General features: G+C 43.7%; 22 protein-coding genes. 11 read left to right on the plus strand and 11 right to left on the minus strand.

The window, feature by feature from the left end:
• Positions 1 to 54: 54 nt before the first annotated feature.
• From KI743_RS02820 to KI743_RS02835, 4 genes are all read right to left on the minus strand, one after another.
• On the minus strand, positions 55 to 3,132 hold the full coding sequence (locus KI743_RS02820) for an efflux RND transporter permease subunit (protein WP_285464783.1): 3,078 nt from the start codon (positions 3,130 to 3,132) through the stop codon (positions 55 to 57).
• The gene (locus KI743_RS02825) at positions 3,119 to 4,351 is read right to left on the minus strand and encodes an efflux RND transporter periplasmic adaptor subunit (RefSeq protein WP_285464785.1); all 1,233 of its coding nucleotides are present in this window, start codon (positions 4,349 to 4,351) and stop codon (positions 3,119 to 3,121) included. Before KI743_RS02825 ends, KI743_RS02820 begins: the two co-directional genes overlap by 14 nt.
• A 181-nt stretch (positions 4,352 to 4,532) precedes the next feature.
• Positions 4,533 to 5,726, minus strand: coding sequence for an outer membrane protein transport protein (locus tag KI743_RS02830; RefSeq protein ID WP_285464786.1), 1,194 nt, complete (start codon positions 5,724 to 5,726; stop codon positions 4,533 to 4,535).
• A complete protein-coding gene (locus KI743_RS02835) occupies positions 5,719 to 7,905 on the minus strand; it encodes an alpha/beta fold hydrolase (RefSeq protein WP_285464788.1) in 2,187 nt (728 codons plus the stop codon). The genes KI743_RS02830 and KI743_RS02835 overlap by 8 nt, the downstream gene beginning before the upstream one ends.
• Before the next feature lie 455 nt (positions 7,906 to 8,360).
• On the opposite strand from KI743_RS02835, the gene KI743_RS02840 reads away from it, so the two are divergent.
• From KI743_RS02840 to dcuC, 3 genes are all read left to right on the plus strand, one after another.
• Complete coding sequence (locus tag KI743_RS02840) at positions 8,361 to 9,026, plus strand: winged helix-turn-helix domain-containing protein (protein ID WP_150869669.1); 666 nt, start codon at positions 8,361 to 8,363, stop codon at positions 9,024 to 9,026.
• The gene (locus KI743_RS02845) at positions 9,019 to 9,531 is read left to right on the plus strand and encodes a hypothetical protein (RefSeq protein ID WP_152469607.1); all 513 of its coding nucleotides are present in this window, start codon (positions 9,019 to 9,021) and stop codon (positions 9,529 to 9,531) included. Before KI743_RS02840 ends, KI743_RS02845 begins: the two co-directional genes overlap by 8 nt.
• A gap of 379 nt (positions 9,532 to 9,910) precedes the next feature.
• Positions 9,911 to 11,278, plus strand: a complete 1,368-nt coding sequence (dcuC, locus tag KI743_RS02850) for an anaerobic C4-dicarboxylate transporter DcuC (protein WP_032552655.1) — start codon at positions 9,911 to 9,913, stop codon at positions 11,276 to 11,278.
• Positions 11,279 to 11,376: 98 nt separating this feature from the next.
• Here dcuC and KI743_RS02855 read toward each other — a convergent pair whose 3' ends face one another.
• Together KI743_RS02855 and narQ are read right to left on the minus strand one after the other, a co-directional pair.
• Positions 11,377 to 12,009, minus strand: a complete 633-nt coding sequence (locus KI743_RS02855) for a response regulator (protein WP_032552656.1) — start codon at positions 12,007 to 12,009, stop codon at positions 11,377 to 11,379.
• Positions 11,996 to 13,726 (minus strand): nitrate/nitrite two-component system sensor histidine kinase NarQ, encoded by a 1,731-nt coding sequence (narQ, locus tag KI743_RS02860; RefSeq protein ID WP_285464792.1) that lies wholly within the window; start codon positions 13,724 to 13,726, stop codon positions 11,996 to 11,998. Before narQ ends, KI743_RS02855 begins: the two co-directional genes overlap by 14 nt.
• A 251-nt stretch (positions 13,727 to 13,977) precedes the next feature.
• Here narQ and napF point away from each other — a divergent pair, with 251 nt between their 5' ends.
• The 6 genes from napF to KI743_RS02890 all read left to right on the plus strand — a co-directional run bounded on the left by napF (position 13,978) and on the right by KI743_RS02890 (position 18,555).
• Positions 13,978 to 14,457 carry a ferredoxin-type protein NapF gene (napF, locus tag KI743_RS02865; RefSeq protein ID WP_032552658.1) on the plus strand — a complete coding sequence of 160 codons (480 nt, stop codon included), beginning with the start codon at positions 13,978 to 13,980 and terminating at the stop codon, positions 14,455 to 14,457.
• Between the two features lie 22 nt (positions 14,458 to 14,479).
• Entirely contained in the window at positions 14,480 to 14,785 is a 306-nt protein-coding gene (locus KI743_RS02870) for a chaperone NapD (protein WP_032552659.1), read from the plus strand.
• Positions 14,782 to 17,271 carry a periplasmic nitrate reductase subunit alpha gene (gene napA / locus KI743_RS02875; protein ID WP_032552660.1) on the plus strand — a complete coding sequence of 830 codons (2,490 nt, stop codon included), beginning with the start codon at positions 14,782 to 14,784 and terminating at the stop codon, positions 17,269 to 17,271. Before KI743_RS02870 ends, napA begins: the two co-directional genes overlap by 4 nt.
• A gap of 75 nt (positions 17,272 to 17,346) precedes the next feature.
• Positions 17,347 to 17,802: a nitrate reductase cytochrome c-type subunit gene (locus tag KI743_RS02880; protein ID WP_032552661.1), complete on the plus strand. Its 456-nt coding sequence runs from the start codon at positions 17,347 to 17,349 to the stop codon at positions 17,800 to 17,802.
• Between the two features lie 25 nt (positions 17,803 to 17,827).
• The gene (locus KI743_RS02885) at positions 17,828 to 18,406 is read left to right on the plus strand and encodes a NapC/NirT family cytochrome c (RefSeq protein ID WP_150869674.1); all 579 of its coding nucleotides are present in this window, start codon (positions 17,828 to 17,830) and stop codon (positions 18,404 to 18,406) included.
• Between the two features lie 11 nt (positions 18,407 to 18,417).
• Positions 18,418 to 18,555, plus strand: a complete 138-nt coding sequence (locus KI743_RS02890) for a TIGR02808 family protein (RefSeq protein ID WP_084181907.1) — start codon at positions 18,418 to 18,420, stop codon at positions 18,553 to 18,555.
• A 103-nt stretch (positions 18,556 to 18,658) separates the two neighbouring features.
• Here KI743_RS02890 and phaC read toward each other — a convergent pair whose 3' ends face one another.
• The 5 genes from phaC to KI743_RS02915 form a co-directional block, all read right to left on the minus strand.
• Positions 18,659 to 20,440, minus strand: coding sequence for a class I poly(R)-hydroxyalkanoic acid synthase (gene phaC / locus KI743_RS02895; protein WP_285464797.1), 1,782 nt, complete (start codon positions 20,438 to 20,440; stop codon positions 18,659 to 18,661).
• Between the two features lie 88 nt (positions 20,441 to 20,528).
• Complete coding sequence (locus KI743_RS02900) at positions 20,529 to 20,873, minus strand: phasin family protein (protein WP_032552664.1); 345 nt, start codon at positions 20,871 to 20,873, stop codon at positions 20,529 to 20,531.
• Positions 20,874 to 20,976: 103 nt separating this feature from the next.
• On the minus strand, positions 20,977 to 22,188 hold the full coding sequence (locus KI743_RS02905) for an acetyl-CoA C-acetyltransferase (RefSeq protein ID WP_285464798.1): 1,212 nt from the start codon (positions 22,186 to 22,188) through the stop codon (positions 20,977 to 20,979).
• 20 nt (positions 22,189 to 22,208) lie between these two features.
• The gene (locus tag KI743_RS02910; RefSeq protein WP_032552666.1) at positions 22,209 to 22,949 is read right to left on the minus strand and encodes an SDR family oxidoreductase; all 741 of its coding nucleotides are present in this window, start codon (positions 22,947 to 22,949) and stop codon (positions 22,209 to 22,211) included.
• Between the two features lie 551 nt (positions 22,950 to 23,500).
• The gene (locus KI743_RS02915) at positions 23,501 to 24,175 is read right to left on the minus strand and encodes a hypothetical protein (protein ID WP_285464799.1); all 675 of its coding nucleotides are present in this window, start codon (positions 24,173 to 24,175) and stop codon (positions 23,501 to 23,503) included.
• Positions 24,176 to 24,276: 101 nt separating this feature from the next.
• On the opposite strand from KI743_RS02915, the gene KI743_RS02920 reads away from it, so the two are divergent.
• Together KI743_RS02920 and KI743_RS02925 are read left to right on the plus strand one after the other, a co-directional pair.
• The gene (locus KI743_RS02920; protein ID WP_285464800.1) at positions 24,277 to 24,855 is read left to right on the plus strand and encodes a hypothetical protein; all 579 of its coding nucleotides are present in this window, start codon (positions 24,277 to 24,279) and stop codon (positions 24,853 to 24,855) included.
• 203 nt (positions 24,856 to 25,058) lie between these two features.
• A complete protein-coding gene (locus KI743_RS02925; protein WP_084181908.1) occupies positions 25,059 to 25,301 on the plus strand; it encodes a hypothetical protein in 243 nt (80 codons plus the stop codon).
• Positions 25,302 to 25,343: the final 42 nt, after the last annotated feature.

Below are 25,343 nucleotides of genomic sequence, written 5' to 3' on the forward strand. Positions count from 1 at the left end.
ATGAAATTGTGTTCTACTCAATCTCACCAGCGCATCATTTAAAAGACTTCTAAGTTAAGCTGCTTTCGTTCTTAACTTAGCAAGAATGTCGGCATTCTTTAGGTTTGCCATTCCAACGTAAGCCACTGGAACGAGGAACAAAGAGAAGAAAGTACCCACGGTTAAACCACCAACCAATACCAATCCGATATTGATACGGCCTAATGAACCCGGTCCTTCCGCCAATGCTAATGGCAATGAACCAAGGATCATCGTCAGCGACGTCATCAGAATCGGTCTCAGTCGAGAACGTGCGCTCACCATTGCCGCTTGTTTCGCTGTCGCTCCTTTCTTACGTTGCTCGTTGGCAAATTCCACCAGCAAGATACCGTGTTTGGTCACCAGACCAACCAAGGTCAACAACCCAATCTTAGAGTAGATGTTTAAGCTCTGACCAAATACCGACAAGGTCAATACCGCACCAACAATACACAGAGGAACCGTTAGCAAAATGATCATCGGATCAACAAAGCTCTCGAACTGCGCCGCTAAGATTAGGAAGATGAACACGAGCGCTAACACGAATAGCACCTGCGCCCCAGCACTTGAATCCACAAGATCTTTTACGATGCCGTTGAATTCATAACTCTGAGCATCATCAAGTAGCTCTGGAACTGCTTGGTCGACGTAAGCTTTTACATCACTCGCAGTAAATCCTGGCATTAAGTCAGCGGTAATTTCCGCGCTGTCTTGACCCATAAAGGTTTTAAAGCTCGATTCAGATGTCACTTGTTTAATAGAAACAAACTGAGACAGTGGCAGTCGCTGGCCAGATTCTGAATCGACATAAAGCTTATCCAACACCTTGAAGTCACCTAAAGCGTTTAGGTTAACCTGCACTTGAATCGGATAGGTATAGCCATCGTCAGCCTGCAGGTCAGCCGCTTTCACCGAACCTAGGAAAGTCGAGAGTGCATTGGTCACATTGCCGTAATCAACACCAGACAGCACAATCGCATTGCGATCAATGGAAAGATCATAACGCAGCTGATCACGTAACATTGAGTTACTCACATTAGTCACGCCTTCGTAGCCTTCTAATGCTTCGACCACTTTGTGTGCCGTTTCAGATAACGCATTGGTATCTCGATTCACCGTCGTCAATTCGAGCACCATATTGGTCGCGATGTTTAAGCTGTCCGCAGTGCGCACTTTAAAAGACATACCGTAAGCAGAAACATTGCTCTTAGCATTGGCGATAAACTCATTAAGCAGTTCGTCTGCCGACTTATCTCGCTCACCCCATGGTTTTAACAGTACGTGGTTAGTTGGTGTGCCTTCAATGTAAGACAGGTTCGCTTCAACCGAATCATTGTCTTTAAACACCGAATTAAGTTGCTCGTTATTGTCTAGATGGTACTGACGACCCACGCCGGTTGGTGGTGTTGATGTTACTTCAACAAAGCCAGTATCTTCAGTCGGTAGTAATACCTGAGGCATTTTCCATACAGCAACAGCAGACAAGGCCACCATGACCAACGCAATTCCGGTCATCAGCACTTTACGTTCAAACCACTTGTTCAACTCTGCGCTGTAACGGTCTGACAATGTATTCAATTTAGAGTCAACAACTGAGTACCATTTAGCAGGTGTAGAGACCGGCTTCATTAAGTAGGCGCTCATCATTGGCGATAGTGTCAACGCCACAAAACCTGAAATGATCACGGCCGCAGCTAAGGTGAAAGCGAACTGTTTGAACAAGTCAGCCGTCAAACCTGCCATCAAACCGATAGGTAGATAGACCACGGCTAACGTCAGCGTCATCGCAATTACAGGGAATACAATCTCACGGCTCCCTTTCAAGGCAGCATTCAGTGGTGTCTCGCCCTCTTCGATATGACGATAACAGTTTTCTGCAACCACAATCGCATCATCCACAACCAAGCCAATCGCAAGAATGATCGCCAATATGGTGAGAACGTTGATGCTAAAACCCAATCCCCACATCACGGCAAATACACCGATTACACACACCGGAATCGTGATAATAGGAATCGAAGCGACTCGGAAAGACCCCAAGAAGATGATTACCACCGCTGATACTAGAACAACCGCCTCGACTAACGTCATGAAGCCCTGATCGATTGCTGCTTTGATGAAATCTGCTTGGTTGTAGACCATCTTCATCTCGATGCCTTCTGGCAACTGAGACTGAATGTCTTCAATTTGTAATTTCACTCTGTCTGCCACCGTAACTGGATTCTCACTCTTAAGTGGCAGCACTTGGATAGACATCGCTAACTTGTCATCCACACGAAGAATACTTGGCGCTAAGCTCTCTTCACCCATTTTTACGTCTGCGATATCTCCAACACGGATGATCTTCCCGTTGTCGACTCGAATCACAAGGTCACGGACATCTTCAACGCTGGTGACTTGATTCACAGGGTTAATAGAGAAATCGCGAACCTGACCTTTAATCGTACCCGCTGTAAAGGTTGCATTGTACGAGCTCAATGTCCCCACTACATCAGACGCACTGATATTCAGCGCCATCATACGATCCGGTTGTAACCAAACACGTACTGCCTTTGAGCTACCGCCATATGGGCCCCATACGCCACCCACACCTTGAATGTGCTTGAATTGAGGCACAACTTGCTGGCTGATGTAATCAAACATCTCCTGCTTAGACATATTGCCCGTGTTAACAAAGGTAATCACATTACTCGGAGTACCAGTGTCAGAAGAGTCGTCCGTCACGGTTGGTTGATCTGTCATGCTCGGCGGAAAATCGCCAATCGCTTCAACACTACTGCGTAGATTGTTCATCAAGCCAGTGTATTCGACCTCATCAACGTCATCTTCGAACATGATCTTCAAGCTACAGGTGCCCTCTTGGCAGTCTGTCGTCATGGTTTTTACGCTATCAAGCCCCGTTGCAGCAGTAATAAGCTTGTCAGCTACGTTACGTGACATGAACTCTGCACTGGCACCGTTGATCGCGGCAGTCACTGTGGCCGATGGCGTTTTATGTTCAGGGAAGTATTGAATAGATAACTTCTGAAAAGAGAGTAAACCAATCAACACAATGGCGATGCTAAGCACCGATGCAAACACTGGGTGCTTAATACAAATCTCAGGAAGCTTCATTGTTCACTCCTACTGTTGTCGCTTCCGTGCTGTTTTGTGGTGAGTTTTCGTTCTGTGATTTAGGCGTTTCTTCTTCTACTGGTTGTTTTTCATCAGTCGCTGGAACATCAGCTTCTTGTTTTTTCTCTGATTGTTCAGCAATTGTAGGTTCGTGCGGCAAACCAACCGACTCTTGAGTTTCTTGTGACTCTTGATTCATGACTTTGACCAAAGAGCTCTTTTTCAGGTTCTGTTGACCAGTTACAACGATCTTTTCGCCTTGTTTTAGCCCGTCTTCAATCACAACGTGGCCGTCGTTGGTGTTAACGCCCAATTCAACGACTCTTTGTTCGATCGTCTCACCATTCACGACCCAAACAAAACGAGTGTTGTCTTTAGCAAGAACGGCGTTTTGAGATACCACTAACTCCGGTTCCTCATCGCTCGTCACTTGGCTCAGTTTGGCGAACATACCTGGAACAAGGCGGTGTTCTGGATTCTTAATATGAGCGTGAATCTCTACGCGACCAGAGCTTTCATCAACGGCTGGTGCAATATAATCCACAACCCCTTTAAACGTTTCGCCAGCAAAAGAATCGACTTCGATAGATACATCTTGCCCGAGCTTTGCAGAGCCTAAGTCGGACTGGCCAATTGAGTATTGAACCTCAACTGGATCAAGTTTGATCAGACTAACCAGAACGTTCGAGCTATCAATTCGACTTCCTACAGAGTGGCTAAAGTTGGTTAGCTGACCATCAAAAGGAGCAACCAATACGTAGTTGTTCATTAGCGCTTCTTTTTGACGGAAATCTGCAGCAGCCAAATTCGCCTGCTCCTTTAGCTCTTCAACGTCCTGCTGAGACATTGAGTCTGGCTGCTTTTTAAGTAACTCTTGAACACGCTTGAGCTTTGATTTCGCCAATGCCAATGAGCTCTTCGCTTTGTCGAGATCAGCTTTCGCCGTAGTGTCATCAAGTTGCGCGATGACATCGCCTTTGTTTACAAAATCACCGTCTTTAAAGTGAATCTTGAGAAGTTTTTCTGACGCACTAAACGTAAGTGCTGCAGAGTCAGTGGCACGAATCTTACCTACTTCGTTAATTGAAGAAGTGAAAGTTTGGGTTGTCGCCTGTTCCACGGTAACCGGTACGTGATCAGTATTCTCAGCGAATGCAGAAGGCGCACCGAGTGTAAGAAGTGTTAAGGCAATTGTTTTACTAATTAGGGTCAATTTCATTCCAGTAACCATAGAGCGTGCTCAATAATGAGTGCGCTAAATTTAGCTATCTTTAACTGAACAAGCTTCCTGCTATTGAATTCAATGCTAATAACAGCCAGTTGTTGGGAGAATGGGCTCAACGTCATGATTGAGCCCTGCTGTATTTCAAATGTGAAACCGTTGTTCTTTGAACGGTAGGTTAAAAGCGATACTGGTATTGCATACCAACTAGCAGTGCGTCTGCGCTAACGTCCGCAGTAATGTTGCTCTGAGATCCAGGTATCGTCGTTAGGCTCTCATCGACATAATCTGTCTCGCCCATCACAATGCCGACACCAAGATCGATGCTGCTGTTTTGTGTCATTGCATAGCTACCTCCAACGGTTAACCAGTGACGATTTACGTCAGGAATCGACAAAGAAGTCAGGCTGTCAGTTGGTGATGCATCGTACATGTAACCGGTACGCAGAGTTAACTTGCTCGAAGCTGTGTAAGTTGCGCCAACTGAAATATGCCCAGCGTCTTTCCATTGGTACTCCTTGATGGAGCTTTCGTAAAAATCAGACGTCAAAGCATCAAATTCCGACCAGTTGACCCACTGAATACTGTAGTGTGCCGCCCATGATTCGTTGAGCTTGTGCCATCCAGAGAACTCAATTGTGTCTGGTAGAGGGACATTCATTTTGTCCGCAGGTACACCACCTTTCGTAATCGTGCCTTCTACCTCGATATCTGGGCTATAGCGATAAGCTAAACCAAAGCGATGATTGTCATTGAGCTGATAAGTCACACCAAGGTTTGCGCCAAGACCAACACCGTTTGCATCAATATCGACCAGCCCCTTGCGGTAAATTTCACCCTCGCCATAGATAACATCGAGGCCACCACCAATGTTGATTTTCTCTGACAGCTCATAAGCAATCGCTAGACCTAAATTGACACTGGTCAGCGTGGTTTTTCCGCCAAACTCACTTGCAGAAAATGAATCATCAAATTCAACGTCTGTACCGAAATTGGAATGTACCGTAGCGCCAAGGGTGAACTTGCTATTACTGAGCGGATGTACGTAATGAAAGTTAGGAACTAAGGTGCCTTGACCAAGAGATTGGTCGTCTAGTGTTTCAGTATCACCAACGATTGGCGTGTAGCTCACATTAGAAACATCAATCTCGCTATCGATGTAGACTGCGCCAACCGATAGCATTGGCTCATCAATGTATGCCATCGCAGCGCTGTTTTTTGATACAACAGTCGCGCTGTCGGCAATAACAGCATCCCCTGCAAACGCTCTGCCTAAGCCTGTAGCGGACTGTGCGTTCAATTGAAAACCCGCCGCTTGGGTAAGACATGGCAACAACGCAACGGTAGAGGTAATTAGTACTCGATTATTCATTGTCTGCTACCTCCGTCTCGATATGTTCATCGTTATCAATTTCGATAGCGTGACCGTCTGTCACAACCATTGATGCTACCGCGACTTGTTGCGTGTTGGTTGCATCCCAAACATATGAAAGCTCTCCATTGTCAGGTAGCCCAGGTAAACCTGATTCATCCATAGTCCCCTCATACGGGAACATGTAAGTACCGTGCCCGCCTGTGGTTGCACGAATCACCCCGCGAGTCTGATCATTGGAATAACTCCCACTACTAAGTGGAGATCCTGTAGTGCCGGTAATCTGTGTTAAGCCCAATGCTTTGATTAACGGATCTGTACCAGTACGAATATTGTCAGGAGCAGAGTTCGGAACAACGCTGTCAGGCACATAATCTTCACCCACATCGCAAGTTTCACCGCAGCTACCCACAGCTGCCAAGAGCAGACTTGGTTGTTGGTTTGCAACTTGTCTCGAGGTAAAGCTTGCTGGCTCTGAACCGTCGATAGTCATCTGTACACCTTGCTTGAGATCAGTCACGATCAAATCAAAGATGTCGTCTTCTAACTGGCTCACCGTAATCGCGTTCTCTTCAGATGCAGCGACAAACTCACGTAACGCTTCAATACAAACTTGGTTGCTTGCATCTGGAGTACACACATCAGGAATAACGGTTTCAGCAATACTGCGTTGCACGTCTGGTGATTTCTTCACTGCCTCAGACATTTCCGGTCCTAAAGTCTGAGAAGAAAGGACTAGATTGGTTAAGCCTTGGCCCGGAACAACAAAGTTCACAGTATTGAAAGCAAACTTAGGATGATTTTGACTGAACTCGCTTACCATCACCGACATGATCCCACCAAGAGAGTGCCCTACTAGGTGGATTCGATCTTTATCGACCCATGGCGCGTCGTTCAATGCATATCGCAAGCCTAAGAAATCAGAGACTGATTGCTGCAAGTTGGAGCGCAACGCCAAAGGTGAGTCGATATTGATAAAGAAAGACTTGTTTGCACGTGCACTGATCTCAATGTCATCTTGGTTGTCAGAATCGACGTCGTTAGCGTAGCGCATGCGCTCACCGTGATATGGCATGTCGATAGCAACCACCGCATAACCTTTCTCTGTATAATCTCGAGCCATCAAAGAAGCGGCTGACTTATCCGCGGTAACACCATGAATGAAAACAACCGTTGGTAATTGACTAGCACCATCCCAATTTGCTGGTGTATAAATATCAGTCGTGATTGTCTGAGTCTCTACAACATCTGGTAAAGGATCAGATTGTGTAGGAAACCCACCCGAACTGGTTTTCATCCACTCATACAGTGGTGGACATGACTCAATTGGATCAAATTCGCTAAGCGTACACTCAACTTCGCGAGATTCTGTAAAGGGTAAATAAAACGGAATGTTTAATTTACTCTTATAGAGATCGTATTTCGTTCGATTGTCTTCAATGTTTTGTAATTCGGAAATAAATTCAGTGTTTTGACGAGCATGATTACTTCGCATCGCATCTAGTGTTGAATATGCACTTTGAGTTTTAAACTGAGCAGCATATACAGGGTTGCCTTTCCCTTTATATAAAGAGATGGCTTTTAATATCTGGTCTTGAAGATCTTGATTTTGATTTACGTTTTGCGGGACCAAGCCATAAAGAATATCTGTAAAACTGTCGTCAGCTTGAAGCGGTTCACCAAATTCGGTTTTAACAGCATCAGTCACGACAACATAATATAGTTGGTTAGGCTTTAGGCTAGCCTCACACTCTATTTTTATGTTGCTTCCGTCTGCCGATATTTGTGTATTAATTTCTTGACCAGAGTCATCCATTAATACCACGTTGCCCTGTAAGCTATTCGCATCTAATGGGAACCGCTTGTCAGAATTAATACTCTGTAAAGGAATTAAAATCGGTTCGGCACACAGACCCCAACCATCTATTGCAGAATATGAATTATTGTAGTCTTGGTAATACTCTTCGCCATTCAAAGCCAAAAGAGCTTGTCTTTCTCCGCTACCTGTAATCGTACCATCGTTATCATAGCCGTAACCATCGTTTGGTTTCGGCAACTCTTGAACATTATATGGAACAAAAACGGACACTGGTTCTTGTGTGGTGCTCTCGTCAGATTGACACCCAACTAGCGCCAATGCGATTAATCCGCATAGATGTGATTTTTTGAATTTAGACAAAGCATCTCCTCATTTGAGCATCTTCGTGCTCGGTGCCGATATTTCGGTTCATGGTTGAACTTGGAGCTGAGCTCAGCTCTCCTATTTGTGGTCAGCAATGAATGGTGAATCGAGTCGATAACTAAAGAAGGTTGCGTATTTGCACTGCCAACTGATAACAACCAGAGCTTCTTCACCATTTAACTTGCGACGCCGAAGAAACTACGTAAGAGCCTTGAACACTCAATCACACCCACTAAATCAGCTTCACATCCAAATGATCCAACACGCCTCCTTTTTAGGCACCTTAAACAACCTCAAACAAGTTCAAAAATGTTTATCAGAGAACATCAATCACACAAAATATTACGTGATATCGGTAACTTGGAAGTTTAGAAGTGTCAAATGAGGTTTGTTTATAAATGTACTGTCTTTTGTTATATTTCAGTAAAGGCGTTTATTAAATGAGATAGAGTATGTCCGCTGAATTCACTATCAACGATGAAATACAAGTTGATCTAAAAGAGTACGAAATTCACCACCCCAAGACTGGGCGAACCTTTACCTTAGGCTCAAATGAGGTTGAGCTACTCAAGTTTTTCTTCAAGAATCCTAACCAAGTAATCACTCGCCAGGCCCTCATTGAGCAAGTTTGGGAATCAAAAGGTATCTACGTAGAAGATGGCAGTTTGATGCAAACCATCTCTCTTTGCCGAAAAGCATTGGAAGATAAAGCAGGACTATTGATTGTTACTGAGCGTGGTAAAGGCTATCGATTCTCTGGCCGCGTTGTTGAAGGGAAAGTTGAAGTCAAACTGGATGAAACTCCAGAAGTCGTTCAAGTTGAAGAGCAGGAAGAACAACCTAAAGCGACGCCAATAAAGTTAATTCCAATCACGTTGGTTTTAATCATGAGCACTGTCCTATCCTATTTAGGTTTCACCTACTTCGAAAAAGTCTCTGTTTCTAAACTCGTGACTACATCGCATTACCTGACCTGTAGAATTACGAGTGACCATATAAAATATAAAGAGCTTTATAACGTCACCATGTATGAGTATGAAGATAGAAACATCATTATTGACCATACGGGTAAATCGCTTAGCTTTCCAAACGAATTTACAGGAGTAGAGTGTGAGTAAAAATAACGCGCTAATTGTATTCGTCGCAATTTTAGGTATTGCTCTGGGCTGGCTTGCGACAATATTCACTAGTTCTAAACTAGAAGGTCATTATTTGGCTAACCCAGTTAATGTTATTATGCCGCCTAATGACATCATTTATAACGCCTCTTCAATCAATATTGAATTTAAGCAAAACAACAGCTATGACCTTCTTTATGTCACCGATAAAGAAGTTGGATTTACATCATCAGGCAGTTACAGCATTACTGGTAAGCATATTTCGTTGGACGAAGAGCAACATCAGCAAATTATTCCTAACCGTGAACTCGATTTTTACGAAAAGGTGATGATTAGTGAAGGCTCTGTTTTATCGTCAGACTTCATGCCGTATATTCCAATTGGAAAAGATGAAGTTTTATTGGTGACACCGAATTCTATGCTGCACTTGTGTAAATCGGTCGCATGTAAGGATCTTCCCCACTATGAAAATGAAGTGCCAAAACTCGTAGAGCCAGAAGAGTAGCGTAGCTAGTTCAAGTTCAAACAACCAACACTTATCTAGGGGCTATTGCCCCTTTTTTGTTCATTTAACCATCAGAACAAACTGCACCCCCAACAAACAGCATACTCTCACTCCCGCACGTTACAAATCCAACCTAAAAGCAACATCTCCAATACAAGGTGATCCGACCGATGTTCTAGCTCGTCATAGATTTCTTTTATTAACATCTAAACAACACAATTTAATCACTATTAATTGCTGAAATTAACATCAAAAAATTTTTTTGTTTTAGATCATGCGAACTTCAACTTGACCTCGTGCCACAGAACAGTTTTCTGTACATTCAATGACATATTCTGAAACAGTTTCTTATATTTTTTAAAACTTAGTGGAGATTTCTATGTTAGAACTCTTAATTGGATTAGTGGTAACCATTGCCGTTGGCTACTTTATTGTGAAAGGTTACAAGGCAGCAGGCGTACTACTTACAGCGGGTATCGCGTTACTTCTTATCACGGGGTTGATTGGTCACACTGTTCTACCAGCCAAAGTGGCATCTACAGGCAACATGGTTACCGATGCACTTGAATTTGTTAAATACATGCTTCAGTACCGTGGCGGCGGTTTGGGTATGCAAATCATGCTTCTATGTGGTTTCGCATCTTACATGACTCACATTGGTGCAAACAATGTCGTTGTTAAACAGTTCTCTAAGCCACTATCGGTTATCAAATCTCCTTATGCACTTTTAGTTGCGGCTTACATCGTAGCGTGTCTGATGTCTCTAGCGGTTAGCTCAGCAACTGGGCTTGGCGTACTATTGATGGCTACCCTATTCCCAATGATGACGGCTATGGGTATCTCTCGCCCTGCTGCTGTAGCAGTGTGTGCTTCTCCTGCTGCAATCATTCTTTCTCCTACATCAGGTGACGTTGTCATTGCTGCAGAGAAATCAGGCTTAGCGCTAGACGTGTTTGCGGTTCAAACGGTTCTTCCTGTTTCTATCTGTGCAATCATCGTGATGGCTGCAGCAGCTTTCTTCTGGAATAAGTACCTAGACCAGAAAGAAAACACGCCGATGGAAAAGATTGATGTGTCAGAGATCGAAGCGAATGCACCAGCTTTCTATGCAGCTCTTCCGTTCTTACCAATTATCGGTGTTTTCCTATTTAACGGCCGTACTATTCCTGGCTTACAGCTTGATATCTACACCATCGTTGTAGGCTCTATTTTTGTAGGCGCGCTGGTCGATTACGTAGTTAAGAAATTCGATGGTGAGAAAACACTAGAAGACTTGGACTCTTGTTACCAAGGCATGGCAGAAGCGTTTAAAGGCGTAGTAATGCTATTAGTAGCGGCAGGTGTGTTCGCGCAAGGCCTGATGTCTATTGGTGCAATCGACAACCTAATTGGGCTCGCAGAAGCTGCTGGTGCTGGCGGTATCGCTCTAATGCTTATCCTAACAGGTCTGACGGTAGCAGCTGCAATCGCGACAGGTTCTGGTAATGCACCTTTCTACGCATTCGTTGAACTTGCACCTTCACTGGCTGCGAAGATGGGTCTAAACCCTGCGTTCCTTATCATTCCAATGCTTCAAGCTTCTAACCTAGGCCGTACAATTTCTCCAGTATCTGGTGTAGTTGTAGCGACTTCAGGTATGGGTAAAATCAGCCCATTTGAAGTGGTAAAACGTACTTCTGTACCAGTTATTTGTGGTCTGATTACGGTTATCTTCGGTACATTAGTATTGGTACCAATGGCTGCATAATCTAAAGATTCGCAATCATATAAAAAACGCCAAACTCGCTGAGTTTGGCGTTTTTGTTTATGCTCTTGGAGATAAAAAGCTCTTAACGAGAAACGAAATTACTTCATCTCACCGTAGCGCTCTAGGTAAAGAACCGTTGCAGCTGTTCTTGACGCAACTTGTAACTTCTTAAGCAAGCTCTTCATATGTACCTTAACGGTCGATTCAGAGATGAAAAGATGATCAGCGATTTGCTTGTTACGGTAACCTTTCGCAACCTCTTGGAGGATCTGCATTTCGCGTTCAGTCAGTTGGTCAAAAATGTCTTCGCGACTTTCAGCATCGCTAAGGTAACGGGCAACCACGCTGCTGTACGCTTTATCTCCACTGTGCGCCTTTTTCAAAAGTTCAATCAGCTCATCAGGCTCAGTATCTTTTAGAAGGTAGCCATCAGCGCCAGCTTTTACGATCGCTTCAATGTCTGCTGGGCTATCAGAGACGGTAAGAATCACAATATTTGCGCTAGAGCCGTCAGTACGTAGTGCTTTCAAGGTATCTAACCCTGACATGCCCTTCATGTTCAGATCCAATAGGATCAGATCCGGATCTTCTTCATGAGCCATTGCGACTGCATCTGTGCCGTTGCTTGCTTCTCCGACTACTTCAAACTCGTCTTCAAAGCTGAGTAGCTGACTAATACCACGGCGCATCAACGGGTGGTCATCGACCAACATTACTTTACAAATCGTCAAGATTAACTTCCTTCAAACTTTTATACTTTAGAATGACTGTACAGCCCTTACCTTTCGCTGTTTCAATCGTTAGTTCGCCGTTCAGCCTTGCCGCGCGCTCCTGCATTATACTCATGCCATAGTGATTTACCTTAGCGGCACTATGGTCAAAACCATCTCCGTTATCCTTTATCACGACTAATACTTCGCCATTTTCATCGTTACAACATACATCGATTAAATCGGCATTGGCGTGTTTTATTGCATTTACGGTTGCTTCACGGATCAATTGAAGCAGATGAACTTGGCTATGTGCATCAAGTTCAATCGACGACAGATTATTGGTTAGATTAATCGTGCCATCTGTTCTTTCACTGAGTTGCTCAAGCATGGTGCTTAAAGCATCTCCGAAATTACCCTCTTTGATTGATAACCTAAAGGTAGTCAACAGCTCTCTTAGTTGAGTATAAGCCTCTGCGAGCCCATTCCCCAGCTCTAGAGCAATTTGTTCTGATTGTTCTCTGTGTTTATGTTCTGGGAGTTTTCCTATCACTCGCTTTAAGAGAGTAACTTGAATTTTCAAATAAGACAGTGACTGAGCTAGCGAGTCATGAAGCTCACGTGCAATCGTCGCACGCTCTTCCATGATGATCAGCTGCTCTGCCTGTTTCTGTGCGATGTTATAGTATACCGCACGTGAAAGTAGTCGAATAAAGTTATCAATTAACGCTTTTGTTGAATGCCCATGGTGGTAGCAGCAATACAAATAGCCAAGCGTGATTTCACTATCATCCAGCTTCATTTCAAATTTTTCGTATTGCGAATTCTCGTCATATCCTTCATCGAGTACAAAAGAACGACCTGAGGGATCTAAGATCTCTAGTCTTAGTGACTCAATGTCTTCCAAACTCACTAAATGTTGAAGAATAGCTCTGAAGTTTTCTGGCGAGACTCGCGTTACACGCAGTTCTTGAGACGAGTTATAAAGCGCCTGCAGAGATTGGTTCGCACTCTGGAGTTCTTTGGTTTTTGCATCAACAACGTCTTCTAGGTTTCGATAAAGTGCGCCCAAATCTCGCGTCATCGAGTTGAAGGTCTTAGTTAAGATCCCAAGCTCATTGTTGTTTGTGACTTCCAAGTGGACTTCAAAGTCGCTGTTTTTGATTCTATGGCTCGCCGCGACTAGCGCATGCAGTGGTTTAACAACTTGTTTACGGACAAAATGAACAACAAAAAGAGATATGACTAGAATCCCACCCAGTCCAATACCACCAGCCCACGCCAGTTTAATGAGTTTATTTTCAGAAAATTCTTGGAGCTTAAATACGAAGCCATCGATTTCAGAAACGAAATTCTCAACGAGTACTAAGTAGTGTTGTCTGTCTGAACTATTGAGTACCTGTTTCAATTCATGCCATCGACCAATGATCAAATAATAGTCTTCTGTGATATGCGTCGGAACTTCCCAACCTACTAGGTCAGCCATCGACTCTGAGTACAGAGACGCTTCGAACTCTCGTATATGCTCGTCGTAATCGACTGATTGTATTTGAATATCATGAGCCAGACGGTAGCTCTGCATTCGCATTGAGCCAGCAACGTTGACCGCCTCTGCGTCATTAAGGCTCGACGCTAAAGTAAAAATGGCAAACCCCGTTGTCGCTACAGATAAAAGCAAGATAAAAAGCAGCGACTTAGCGATGGTGCTCGTAAGAGATGAAACAGGTTTAATAAGCAAAAGAAATTCCCAATCGTTCGAAGTAGCTTAACGGCGATTATTGTCACATATCGAAATTCATAGCTCCAACCAATATGTGACCGATCGCCGCGTAATTTATTGATCTAAGACAATATACAACCCCAATTAGCCCTTAGGGGGTATTTATGCAAATGTTTCTAAAACTACACTGTATGTGAGGATAAATTACAAGATGTTAATGAACAAACAGTCTACAATTACAACATCTTAGCAACATTTAAGGTGAGCATGTGCTAGATTTATCAAAACGGCGTCTGTTTTCTCGTAAAAAAGTCGATTTAAGCCTAATCCGATTACCTTGGATTAAAGAGCTAGACAATTTTACTGATGACTGTACTCGCTGTGGAAAGTGCATCGATAAATGTGAAACGAGCATCATTGTGTTGGGCGACGGAGGGTTCCCTACTGTCGATTTCTCAATTGATGAATGCACCTTTTGTTACCAATGTGCCGATGTTTGTCCCGAACCCATTTTTAAAAGTGAACAAGAAACACCTTGGCAAGCTAAAGCGTCTATCTCAGACAAATGCTTAGCCCAAAACAACGTTGAGTGCCGCAGTTGCGGTGATATGTGTGAGCCAATGGCCATACAGTTTCAACTCAGAGCCGGTGGTGTGGCCCTACCAAAAATCGATTTAGATGAGTGTAGCGGATGTGGTGCTTGCGTAGCAGTTTGCCCGACTTCAGCTATCCTTGTGAGTAATGCATAAATAAAAATAACGAGAGCAGTTTATGTCGCTAAACGAAGTACATATTTCAAGTTTAGTCGTGCATGTGAGCCCAGAGCACCTCTCCGAAATCAAAGCTGAAATCGAAAAATTCGACAATGCTGAGATTTATGGTGATAGCCCTGAAGGCAAGATCATCGTCGTGCTGGAAACAGAAAACCAAGGTTTTGTAACTGACACGATAGAAGCAATTAATAATATACAGAACGTTCTAGGAACCGCTTTGGTTTACCACCAAGTTGAAACAGATCTAGACGAATCAGAATTAGACACTGGAAGCAATAATTCTCAAATCGAGGGTGAAGTATGAAAATGACAAGACGTGCGTTTGTGAAAGCAAACGCGGCTGCATCAGCAGCAGCCGTTGCAGGTGTAACTCTACCAGCAACAGCAGCTAACCTGATCGCCAGCTCAGATGAAACAAAAATCACGTGGGATAAAGCGCCTTGTCGTTTTTGTGGTACGGGTTGTTCAGTACTGGTAGGTACTCAAAATGGTAAAGTGGTTGCGACTCAAGGCGACCCAGAAGCACCAGTAAACAAAGGCCTTAACTGTATCAAAGGCTACTTCCTTTCAAAAATCATGTACGGTAAGGATCGTCTAGATACGCCGCTACTTCGTATGAAAGATGGCAAATTCCACAAAGATGGTGATTTTGCACCAGTATCTTGGGATCAAGCTTTCGACGTAATGGCTGAAAAGTGGAAAGAAGCACTGGCTAAGAAAGGTCCAACATCTGTTGGTATGTTCGGCTCTGGCCAATGGACAGTAATGGAAGGTTACGCTGCTGCAAAAATGATGAAAGCAGGTTTCCGTTCTAACAACATCGATCCAAACGCTCGTCACTGTATGGCTTCTGCTGTAGTTGGCTTCATGCGTACTTTCGGTATCGATGAGCCTATGGGTTGTTACGATGACTTCGAGCACGCAGACTCTTTCGTTCTGTGGGGTTCGAACATGGCAGAGATGCACCCTATCCTATGGACTCGTATTACTGACCGTCGCTTAAGCCACCCACATGTTAAAGTAAACGTACTGTCTACTTACTACCACCGTTCTTTTGAGCTAGCAGACCAAGGTTATATCTTTAACCCACAATCTGACCTTGCGATTGCAAACTTCATCGCTAACTACATCATCGAAAACGATGCAGTTAACTGGGACTTCGTGAACAAGCACACGAACTTCAAGCAAGCGGATACTGATATCGGTTACGGTCTACGTGATGAAGATCCACTACAGCAAGCTGCTGCGAATCCAAACTCTGGCAAAATGACCTCTATCTCTTTCGAAGAGTACAAGAAGTCTGTTGCGCCATACACAGTAGAAAAAGCTTCTGAAATTTCAGGTGTTGAACCAGAGAAGCTAATCGAACTAGCGAAGCAATACGCAGATCCAAACACGAAAGTAATGTCTCTATGGACTATGGGTATGAACCAACATACTCGTGGTGTATGGATGAACAGCCTTGTGTACAACATCCACCTATTGGTTGGTAAGATCGCAACTCCTGGTAACAGCCCATTCTCACTAACAGGTCAACCATCTGCATGTGGTACTGCTCGTGAAGTAGGTACATTTGCACACCGTCTACCAGCAGACATGGTGGTAATGAATCCTAAGCACCGTGAGTACGCAGAGAAAATTTGGGACATCCCTACTGGCGTTATCCCACCAAAACCAGGTTACCACGCAGTTCTTCAAGACCGTATGCTTAACGACGGCAAGCTAAACGCTTACTGGGTAATGTGTAACAACAACATGCAAGCTGGTCCAAACATCAACAACGAACGTCTACCGGGTTACCGTAACCCAGAGAACTTCATTGTATGTTCTGACCCATACCCAACAGCAACAGCGCAAGCAGCCGACCTGATTCTTCCTACAGCAATGTGGATCGAGAAAGAAGGTGCTTACGGTAACGCAGAGCGTCGTACACAAGCTTGGTACCAGCAAGTTCCTGCAGTTGAAGGCGCGAAGTCGGATCTATGGCAAATCATGGAGTTCACTAAACGCTTCAAGATGGAAGAGATCTGGACTGAAGAGCAACTGGCTCTAGCTCCACAATGGCGTGGCAAGTCAATGTACGACATGCTTTTCCAAAACGGCAAAGTGAACAAATACCCTCTATCTGAAGCTCAAGAGCTGAACGATGATGCAAAAGCTGCTGGTTTCTACATCCAGAAAGGTCTTTTCGAAGAGTACGCAGCGTTTGGTCGTGACCACGGACACGATTTAGCACCATACGATGTTTACCACACTGTACGTGGTCTACGTTGGCCTGTTGTTGACGGCAAAGAGACACTTTGGCGTTACAAAGAAGGTTCAGATCCATATGCGAAAGAAGGCTCAGGTTGGGACTTCTACGGTAAGCCAGATGGTAAAGCATTGATCATCTCTGCACCGTACGAAGCGCCACCAGAAGCACCAGATTCTGAGTTCGACATGTGGCTATGTACTGGCCGTGTTCTTGAGCACTGGCACACAGGTACTATGACTCGTCGTGTTCCTGAGCTTTACAAAGCCGTTCCAGATGCAGTGTGTTACATGCACCCTGCTGATGCTAAAGCTCGTGGCGTTCGTCGTGGTGAAGAAGTTCTTATTTCTAACAAGCGCGGTGAAGTACGAGTTCGTGTTGAAACTCGCGGCCGTAACCGTCCACCACAAGGCTTGGTATTCGTACCATTCTTTGATGCGCGCATTCTAATCAACAAGCTGATTCTAGATGCAACTGACCCACTATCGAAGCAAACAGACTTCAAGAAGTGTCCAGTTAAAATCACAAAAGTCGCTTAATTAGTTAAGAATGTCAGGGCTGCAGCCTTTGTGCAGCCCGCTATAAGAATTTAGCCATTCGGCGGAGAATAAATAATGAAAAAATTACTCATCACACTGTTATCTGTTGGTGCAATGATCGCTGGTGTTGCTCAAGCTGAGCTTGAAAACCCTGGTGGTATCGGTGGTGTAGAATCACTACGTGGTGCTAGCGAGCTAGAATCAACTCGTCCTGCAGATGATTTTAAAAAGTTCCCTCGTGAACAAGTACTAGAAAGCGACTTCGTTTACCAGCCACCGTTGATCCCACATTCAACTCGTAGCTACGAAGTGTCTCTTAACGCGAACAAATGTCTGTCATGCCACAGCTGGAAAAACGCGAAAGAGATGGGTGCAACTAAGATCAGTGTTACTCACTACATGAACCGTGAAGATGCTGTACTTGCAGACGTATCACCTCGTCGTTACTTCTGTCTTCAGTGCCACGTACCTCAAGCAAATGCAAAACCATTGATTGAGAATGAATACCAGCGCGTAGAATCTCTTCGCTAATCCGTACCTGAGAAGAGGCGAATTTATGAAACTATTAAAAACGTTTTGGAAAAGGCTATCGACGCCAAGTAAAGCGGCAGCAGGTGTACTACTGTTCATGGGCTTTGCAGGTGGTCTACTTTTCTGGGGTGCATTTAACACGGGGATGGAAGCAACCAACACAGAAGAGTTCTGTTCTGGCTGTCACGCTCCTATCGTTGAAGAGATCCAAGAGACGATTCACTACTCAAACCGCTCAGGTGTTCGTGCAATCTGTTCAGACTGTCACGTACCACATGAATGGACTGATAAGATCGTTCGTAAAGTTCAAGCATCAAAAGAGCTGTACGCACACTTCATTGCTAAGACAATCGACACTCCTGAGAAATTCAAAGAGCGTCGTCATCACTTAGCAGAGCGTGAGTGGGCTCGTTTGAAGAAGAACGACTCTCTAGAGTGTCGTAACTGTCACCAATTTGAGTTCATGGACTTCTCAGAGCAGAGTTCACGCAGTGCTAAGCAGCACTCAACAGCACTAGCTTCAGGCGAAAAAACATGTGTAGATTGCCACAAAGGTATCGCACACAAACTGCCTGACATGCACGGTGTTGAAGGCTGGCAATAAGAGGATAAGCAATGAGTACTTTAGAATCAGTAATTTGGCATATCCTTGGTTACAGCGCGATGCCATTCATCATTCTTTCAGGCTTCGCAGTAGTTGCTGCTATCTCTATCTGGATTCTTTCATTCGGTAAAGATAAAGAAGTCGACTAATTAACATCAACTTTTTTGCCTATTTAGTTGATACTAAAAAGCCACTGACTACAGTGGCTTTTTTATTATTTACGTGTGTCAGAAACAGACACTGAAAAGCGAGTTAGTTTTCAGTATCCACGATTGGCAATACTTGTTTCACGTAGTCACCCGGCGCAGCTCCAATCACAGGGTTTAACTCAGACCCTCGGTTAAACGGCGCTCTCGGCTCATCACTTTCAAATCCACCTAGCCACTTATTCCAGTGAACCCACCAAGACCCTTCGTTGTGTTTCGCATTCGCTAGCCACTCTTGAGCAGAATCATCGAGATTGTCATTCAGCCAGTAGCCATACTTATTCTTGCTTGGGTGATTGACGATTCCCGCAATATGACCAGATTCACCAAGTACGAAGGTTTTGTTGCCACCAGTGTTGAGTGCACCTCGATAAGTGCCCTGCCATAACGCAATATGATCATCTTTGGTCGAGATAAAGTAGCTCGGGATTTTAATCTTATTAAGGTCAATCCATACCCCACCGATTTTCACGCCCTTTTCCTGAACGAGTTTGTTCTCTAAATAGAGTTCTCTCAACAGAAAGTTATGACACTTAGCAGCAACATTGGTGCTGTCACTATTCCAGTAGAGCAAATCGAACTCCATTGGGCTACTACCCTTCAAATAGTTGTCGATGTAGTAATTCCAGTAGAGGCTGTTCTCTCTGAGCAGGCTGAACGTAACGCTCAATGAACGACCGTCCATGAACCCTTTCATATCGTTCTGCTTCTCAATGGCACTGATAATGGTGTCGTTGATGTAGGCACCCACCTCGCCCGGTTGAGAGAAATCAAGCAATGTTGTGAAGAAGGTTGCTGTCTTGATGCGTTTCTTCATACGCTTAGCCGCATAGTAAGCGACCGTTGAAGCCAAAACAGTACCACCAATGCAGTAACCCGCCGCATTGATTTGCTCTCTACCTGTAATGTCTTCAATGGCAGCGACAGCTTTGACAACGCCTTCAGTCACATAGTCACCAAACTCAAGGTCTTTTTGTGCTTCGCTAGGGTTGCGCCAAGACATCATAAACACACTATGCCCTTGCTCTAGCAACCAGCGAACCATTGAGTTCTTTTCTCGAAGGTCAAGAATGTAGTATTTGTTGATAAACGGCGGAACAATCAACATTGGCGTCGCATTCACTTGCTCTGTCTTTGGGTGATATTGAATCAACTCAAACAGTTCATTTTTGAACACCACGTCCCCTTCCGTATTCGCAACATCTTGCCCTAACCTAAAGGCATTGTTGTTAGTCATACGAATTTTGAGAATATCGGCGCTGGACTCAATATCCGCACGCAATTGTTCTAAGCCATCGACAAGGTTTTCACCGTTGCGCTCTAAAGTGATCTTCATTAACTCAGGGTTAGTCGCAATGAAGTTTGTTGGCGAGAGTGCATTGATCGCCTGACGCGAGAAGAAAGCAACACGCTCTCTTGTTTTCTCATCAATGCCTTCCATCGATTCAATTGTCTCTAAATAGCTTTTACTGAACAGCAAATAGGACTGCTTAATGAAATTATAGAAAGGGTCATTCTTCCACGCGTCGTCGATAAAGCGTTTATCGTCGCGCTCTTCAGATACGATGCTGCTGGTATTACCCATTAAAACGGTATTCTGCCAGATTTGTAGTTGCTGCTCCCACCATTGTGTTTGAAGCTTCAACATATCTGCAGGTTGGTTAATGGCTTGCTCAAAGATCTTAGATGCATCTTCGAAATTGATCTCTTGCATCGCTTTATTGAGGGGTGATTGTGCGGCTTCCTTGCTTTGTTCAAAGTTCTCCCACCATTGCTGGTTTGTCTGCTGAAGTTTTACAAGGTAGTCCGAAAAGAAGTGTTGGAACATAATCTAACTCCAATGATCGGAAAATCGCCACTGACTTCATACATGGATAGTCCCAAAGACTACACGTATGACCCAGTGGCGACTTAATTTAGGCAGATGTTGTGTTTAGGTTTTCCGTCGTCAACGATTCCACATCTTCTTTAAACTCTTTCGCCGCAGCTTGGAACTTGTTGCTGTCGCTCATCATTTGCTGTGACAGTTGGCTAAGTACAGCAAGTTGTTGGCTATTGAATGCAGCAAGACCGTTTACATCTTTGATGTCTGTTACTGCTTTCATTTGCGCTAGACCCATATCTGTATAAGTCTTCATCGCGTTCATTTGCAGCTCAGTCATAACCTCGACATTCTTAGCAATCAACTTGTTGAACTTGAAGTAAGGTTCAAATTGCTTTTCTGTTTGGTCTGTCATTGATTTAAAAATATCCGTGTACATACATAACTCCTAAAGATTTCAAAGATTGAATTACAATTCGTATTGTTCGTTTCTAGAGGTTGACCAACAGTGGCGAATCCATTTCCACCCGCCACTGCTGAAGTTACTCGTTGACGTTTTTCAATAAAACAGCCGTACCCATACCACCACCGACACACAGCGAAGCCACGCCAGATTTGGCGTCAGTTGATAGCATTTCATGAACTAAAGAGACAATAATGCGATTGCCCGAAGCGCCAAGTGGATGACCTAATGCAATCGCACCCCCATTAACGTTCACCTTATGCTTAAATGCCTCTAGCGGTAGGTCATGCTCTTCAGCTAACTGATACATAACTCCCAGAGCTTGTGCAGCAAACGCTTCATTAAGCTCAAACAACTCAATATCTTTCAGTTGAATGTCAGCTTTAGCCAAGGCTTTAGTCACCGCTTCAACTGGTCCTAACCCCATTATTTTCGGGTCCAGCCCCGACTGCGCATAGCTTTCGAGTTCCACTAGTGGCGTAAGCCCTAGTCTTTTCACTGCGCTTTCTGAAGCGACAATGACTGCGCTTGCGCCATCATTAATGCCTGAAGCGTTCCCAGCAGTCACACTACCTTCACGATCGAATGCAGGCCTTAGCTTCTGTAACCCTTCGAAGGTTGCATCTGACTTAGGGTATTCATCGGTATCGAAAACGACGGTTTGACGGCGCTGTTTCACCTCTACCGGAACGATTTGGTTAACAAACTTCCCTGCCTCAATCGCCGCAACCGCTTTTTGCTGACTCTCTAATGCGTAGTTGTCTTGCGCTAAACGAGAAATGTTCAGTTCTTTTGCGATGTTCTCTGCCGTAACACCCATGTGGTACTGATTGAAAGCATCAGTCAGTCCATCACCAATTAAGAGATCGGTCATCGAGATGTTGCCCATCTTGTGCCCATTACGCACTGAAGCAGGCACGACAAAAGGTATTTGCGACATCACTTCAACGCCTGCCGCAACAACAACGTCTGCATCTTGAGCTTTAATGTGGGCTGCAGCGTCCATCACCGACTTCATACCACTGCCACAGATCATATTGACCGCATACGCAGGAACTTCTTGCGGAACTCCAGCAAACAGTGAAGCTTGTCGAGCAACTCCCATTCCTTGCCCTGCAGAAATCACGTTACCCACGATGACCTCATCTACATTTGAAGGGTCTAGTTGCGCAGCTTCCAAAGCACCTTTGATCGCCACGCCAGCCAGCTCACCGGCCGATGTATCTTTTAAAGCGCCGGTGAAAGAGCCAATAGGCGTTCGTTTCGCGGCAACAATGAATATCTTTTCCATGGTTTATTCCTTACGAGTCCTTAGTTCATGTACAAGCCGCCATTTACAGACAGTGTTTCGCCTGTAATGTACGCACCCGATTCACCTGCAAGGAAACCAACCGCATCTGCGATTTCAGTTGGCGTTGCCAAACGTTTCATTGGAATTTGGCCTTTAATGGACTCAAGCACTTCTGATTTCATCTGCTCGACCATAGGCGTTGCGGTATACCCAGGTGCAATAACATTCACGGTTACGCCACTGCGCGCTCCCTCTGCCGCTAGAGCTTTAGAGAAGCCAATCATGCCAGCCTTTGCCGCCGAGTAGTTTGCTTGACCAAACTGACCTTTAAGTCCGTTCACTGACGAAATATTAATAACTCGACAGTTTCCCTTTTCACACATTGGAGCGAAAAGAGGTTGGGTAACGTTGAACAAGCTGTTCAAGTTCGTATCGATAACGTCTCGCCACGCTGCTGCATCCATTTTCTTGAAGACACTGTCTCGTGTGATGCCAGCATTGTTTACCAACACATCAATCGTGCCTTCTTCTTCCAATAACTTGCTTAAACGCTGAGCACATTCTTCAGTATTGGTCACATCAAGCTCGAACAATCTGACTTGCTCTGAAGTGAACTGTTTTTCATTAAACCAATCTACTGCACACTGGTGATTACCAGTAAAGTAAGTCGCAATCACACGATAGCCTTGTTCGACCAACTTAGAAGAAATTGCTGAACCTATCCCACCTTTCGAACCTGTAATTAAAGCAAGTTTTTTCATTGATAACTCCATCCGATACAAGCAAATAACAATACTATTAAGAAAAAATGCTTAGCGCGTCTTATTAAATCCATGACTACCGCTTTAATTAAACCCTACATGCTCGGACTAAAAACTTTTATTACAAACTAAACTAATTTCATATTTAATGACCAAAATTTGACCTAGATCTCAACCCCAATGAAATGTTATCAGCTTGTAAATTAACATAAAACCCTGATTTACAACGATTTTATTATTGGTAATTTTATCAACATAAGATGTAAGCGTTTGAATTCGTAGATATTGTTATTATTTTTTCATACATTACAAAATAAGTGCAAAGTCTGATTTTCATCATATTCACTGTAATAATTACTGGTTATCCAACTTTAACCGAATTGATTAATCCTCCAAAAGAACCCTACATAAAAGTTATTAACCAAGGTAATAACTAAATATACAAAAATAAAAAAAGCTCATCATAACTGATGAGCTTTTTGTTATTAACCACTAAACTAACGTCTAATTGACTATATTAATTTCAAATATATTTCATTTAAATTAATATTTTAAAGTGAAAATATTTCACCGGTATCCGCGTCTAAATAAATCTTGTTTTCCAGTTTTAAACCGCCACAATAAATGAAGTAGACATTGCGATTCGAGTACTTAACCGACTTGACCCAACCACCAAGCTCTTCAAAATCGCCTGGCTCACAGGTGCCATTCTCGATCAAACTGTCAACGGCAACTCTAAAAGGTTTACGGTAGGTTTTTAGATCGTCGGACTTCACCAAGTATGAATCTAGGATCTCAACATGTTCATCGGCAGATATAATGACCTCATCTTCGCTTAACTTAGACATCTCAACCCACTCTGCCATTTCTGGTGCGCCCTCTCTCAAAACGATGTAGTCGGTGATACGTCCCCAACCATTCGATTTTTCAAGGATTTCGATGTGCTCTCCTTTGTAGAAATAATCCTTTATCAAAGCATCGACATTCGGTTCATCGTAAACCGCTATCTTTCGTTCAGAAACGTAATAGTCGGTTTGTTCGGGCAAAGCAGATAGATCCAGTATTGGCTTAAGCTCCTCTTGCGGATCTTCTGACGTCTGTTCAACAGGCGCCTTTTCCTCTTCAAGGGGAGTCACATCGTCTTTTTTCATTACTAAAAAGTAATAGGCGGCTCCTCCTCCACCAAGAAGACACAATATCACCAACGCTATGATTACTTTTTTCATGACAAATGCTACTCACTCTCCATAGATGAACTCAGTGTACAACAACTCTTTCTGATGCTCATCTATACTCTATTCAATATGTTAGGAAGATGGAGGTCAGTATGAGATTTGCGCCAGCCTGTTTAATCGCACTCGCAACCGCCACAATAACCTTTCGAGTTCATGCCTTTGAATGCAATCAATATGAGTGGGATCAGTTACTGGATAGTCAATTGACAGCTGAGAATCGTTATAATGATTACTCAAAGGAGTTCAATCTTGTTCTTGGAACATTCAAATCACACATTTTTCTTTCAAAACAATTTTCACACCAAGAGCTCATTTCGTTTTGGAAGCAAAACAACCCTTACTTTCAGCGTCAGCTTAATTTGCAAATAAAAACAGCACGCCAAGCGTATAAGTTACTTTTAAAACAAGCACATTTAACACAAATTGAGATCGAACAAGTCATTGAACTAAGAGACGGATGGACAAGCACCGCTGAGAGCTGTCGTTCACAAAGTCAAGAGTATCAATATAAGACAGCGCAGAGCCACGTTGCTCATACACAAACACTCATTTCAGACTATGCCAGTTTGAGTGATAAATTCAGAAATCTCGCCCTCAGATACCTTAATGAATCAAATTCTATACTCTCGGCCAAACAAGCGGCGCTGGGAGATGACGCCGACCTGAAGTGACTATTTATGTAGTTTTTATAAACACTCACACTTTCAACAACTTGTAACGTTAGTTTTATCCATTTCAACAACATCGGTTAAAACAACATCAAAACCCAAATTTATCTGCGACACTCATCACAAAAAATATTTACAAACTCTCAAAAATTGCTATGATGGCCATTCATATAACTTAATAACAAGTAATATATTGGCTAGGTAATATGCAAAAATCGATGGCTTTAAACTGCTTGAGTAACACGGAATGGACTGCGGAGATAAGAGCTAAGCTTTTATCAGTAGTAAAACACATGGAAGAGTTCGGTTCAGTAAGTGAGCTAGAGCTATGCAAGATATTTGGCGAGACAATTTGGAATGACGGCGTTGATTACCATTCTCATGCTTTCTCATTCAGAATTGACACGAAAACTGGAGATTGTTCAATTTCCAATTTCAAATATCACTAAAATTAGCGACTGATTTTGGATTCGGAGTACATTTATGTGCTC

The organism is Vibrio sp. D420a (genome assembly GCF_030248625.1).
Taxonomy (GTDB): domain Bacteria; phylum Pseudomonadota; class Gammaproteobacteria; order Enterobacterales; family Vibrionaceae; genus Vibrio; species Vibrio fortis_A.

Bases quoted from the DNA above. Each gene is read 5' to 3' on its own strand.
- KI743_RS02900 (WP_032552664.1), bottom strand. From the start codon at position 20,873: ATGTACACGGATATTTTTAAATCAATGACAGACCAAACAGAAAAGCAA.
- KI743_RS02885 (WP_150869674.1), top strand. From the start codon at position 17,828: ATGAAACTATTAAAAACGTTTTGGAAAAGGCTATCGACGCCAAGTAAA.
- KI743_RS02890 (WP_084181907.1), top strand. From the start codon at position 18,418: ATGAGTACTTTAGAATCAGTAATTTGGCATATCCTTGGTTACAGCGCG.
- KI743_RS02820 (WP_285464783.1), bottom strand. From the start codon at position 3,132: ATGAAGCTTCCTGAGATTTGTATTAAGCACCCAGTGTTTGCATCGGTG.
- KI743_RS02830 (WP_285464786.1), bottom strand. From the start codon at position 5,726: ATGAATAATCGAGTACTAATTACCTCTACCGTTGCGTTGTTGCCATGT.
- napA (WP_032552660.1), top strand. From the start codon at position 14,782: ATGAAAATGACAAGACGTGCGTTTGTGAAAGCAAACGCGGCTGCATCA.
- KI743_RS02915 (WP_285464799.1), bottom strand. From the start codon at position 24,175: ATGAAAAAAGTAATCATAGCGTTGGTGATATTGTGTCTTCTTGGTGGA.
- KI743_RS02880 (WP_032552661.1), top strand. From the start codon at position 17,347: ATGAAAAAATTACTCATCACACTGTTATCTGTTGGTGCAATGATCGCT.
- KI743_RS02840 (WP_150869669.1), top strand. From the start codon at position 8,361: ATGTCCGCTGAATTCACTATCAACGATGAAATACAAGTTGATCTAAAA.
- KI743_RS02870 (WP_032552659.1), top strand. From the start codon at position 14,480: ATGTCGCTAAACGAAGTACATATTTCAAGTTTAGTCGTGCATGTGAGC.
- KI743_RS02920 (WP_285464800.1), top strand. From the start codon at position 24,277: ATGAGATTTGCGCCAGCCTGTTTAATCGCACTCGCAACCGCCACAATA.
- phaC (WP_285464797.1), bottom strand. From the start codon at position 20,440: ATGTTCCAACACTTCTTTTCGGACTACCTTGTAAAACTTCAGCAGACA.
- KI743_RS02825 (WP_285464785.1), bottom strand. From the start codon at position 4,351: ATGAAATTGACCCTAATTAGTAAAACAATTGCCTTAACACTTCTTACA.
- KI743_RS02910 (WP_032552666.1), bottom strand. From the start codon at position 22,949: ATGAAAAAACTTGCTTTAATTACAGGTTCGAAAGGTGGGATAGGTTCA.
- KI743_RS02905 (WP_285464798.1), bottom strand. From the start codon at position 22,188: ATGGAAAAGATATTCATTGTTGCCGCGAAACGAACGCCTATTGGCTCT.
- KI743_RS02925 (WP_084181908.1), top strand. From the start codon at position 25,059: ATGCAAAAATCGATGGCTTTAAACTGCTTGAGTAACACGGAATGGACT.
- dcuC (WP_032552655.1), top strand. From the start codon at position 9,911: ATGTTAGAACTCTTAATTGGATTAGTGGTAACCATTGCCGTTGGCTAC.